Source organism: Methylomonas sp. BG-2, assembly GCF_057766305.1.
In genome coordinates, this window is sequence record NZ_JBYMAP010000488.1 from 1 (window position 1) to 1,234 (window position 1,234).

The 1,234-nt window shown below is 45.8% G+C and carries 2 protein-coding genes; both read right to left on the minus strand.

The genetic code is table 11. The features are described 5' to 3' along the window. A partial coding sequence (locus tag AC3B8H_RS21505; RefSeq protein ID WP_488443543.1) for a hypothetical protein occupies positions 1-678 on the minus strand: 678 nt, incomplete at its 3' end. Between the two features lie 30 nt (positions 679-708). Further along, positions 709-1,234, minus strand: a 526-nt coding sequence (locus AC3B8H_RS21510) for a pilus assembly PilX family protein (protein WP_488443544.1), incomplete at its 5' end; no start/stop codon positions are given.

The following is a 1,234-nucleotide window of genomic DNA, read 5'->3' on the forward strand; positions in this document are numbered from 1 at the left end:
TCCGAGAGTGGTTGATTCAGAGCAACTCGATCTAGTATTCGTTGAAGTTGACGTCGTCGACGTAGAAAACAGAGAGTTGCTTTGGGAAACTGGCGTAGTAGAAGTAGAACGAGTCACAGTCACCGGAGCTGATGTTGTTGGGCCAGATGTCACTACAGGAGTCGTAGTCGAAGGCGATGACGTTACAGGAGAGGTTGTTGTCGACGTAGTGACAATCGAATTTCCTTCGTCAGTTGACCGCAATCCGCCGTAAAGTATTTTACGTATAGTATCTATACGGGTCATACTTGCCCAATTCAGGAAATTTCCGCTCCAGCTATCTGTGCAATATTTTGTGCTGGTATTCGCGCTTGGTTCGAATTGCTGACTGGTGGTGTTATAACTGTAACACTTATAGCTATCGAAGTATCCGTAGTAATCAAAGCTGTGTTTGTAGGTTGTTTCCGGCGTGCCGTCGTTGTCCAGATCCGAATAATCATCGAATGCCTTAAAATGTAGCTGATGATCCTTGGATATGTTTAACATCGTAATTGGCGTTGTTGACGACGTCAGGAATAAAGGATTATCCGATAAATTGAGCTGAGCGCAATGGCTGCTCGCTGACAAAATACTTAAGATGATGCCTAAAGCTATATGAACGAAGGCAGAATTGAGTTTTTCTGAATGAGTTTTTATCATGGCGATTGTCCTCAAAGTCCGATATTCAACCTAAGGTGTAACGCTGAACATGGCTTGTAAAATCACAATTACATTGCTATCGCCACCAATGCCACGCGCCGTGACGCGATATTTTTCGGTCGTGCCGTCGTTTGTCAGGCGTTCGATGATGAACATTGGTTGTGCAGCAATTTGATTTAGAGCTACCGGCGCAGTCCTTGCATTTGTGTCGGACCATACAAATTGTTGAGTTGTGCCGTTGCAGTCCGGCGAACCGGTCCCATTCCAATATGAGGCGTTGTTGGGAAGGCACACGTTGATCGCTCGAAGTCCCGCGCCTGTTATCGTTCCGCTGGTATTATTTGCTGGTGACGGGATTAACGAACGAAGGTTTGCGCCAGTCGTTAAATTACTTTCTACGTATTTGAGAGCAGCTTCCGCCGCTTGTAGCGCCAAATTCTGGTTTCTGCTGTTACCGGCCATGCGCTCTTCCAAGCTGCTCATTTGAGCCACATTTACCCCTAAAACTGTCAGCATGGTTAAAAAAATTAAAGCGGTAAAGAGAGTAGCTCCAGTT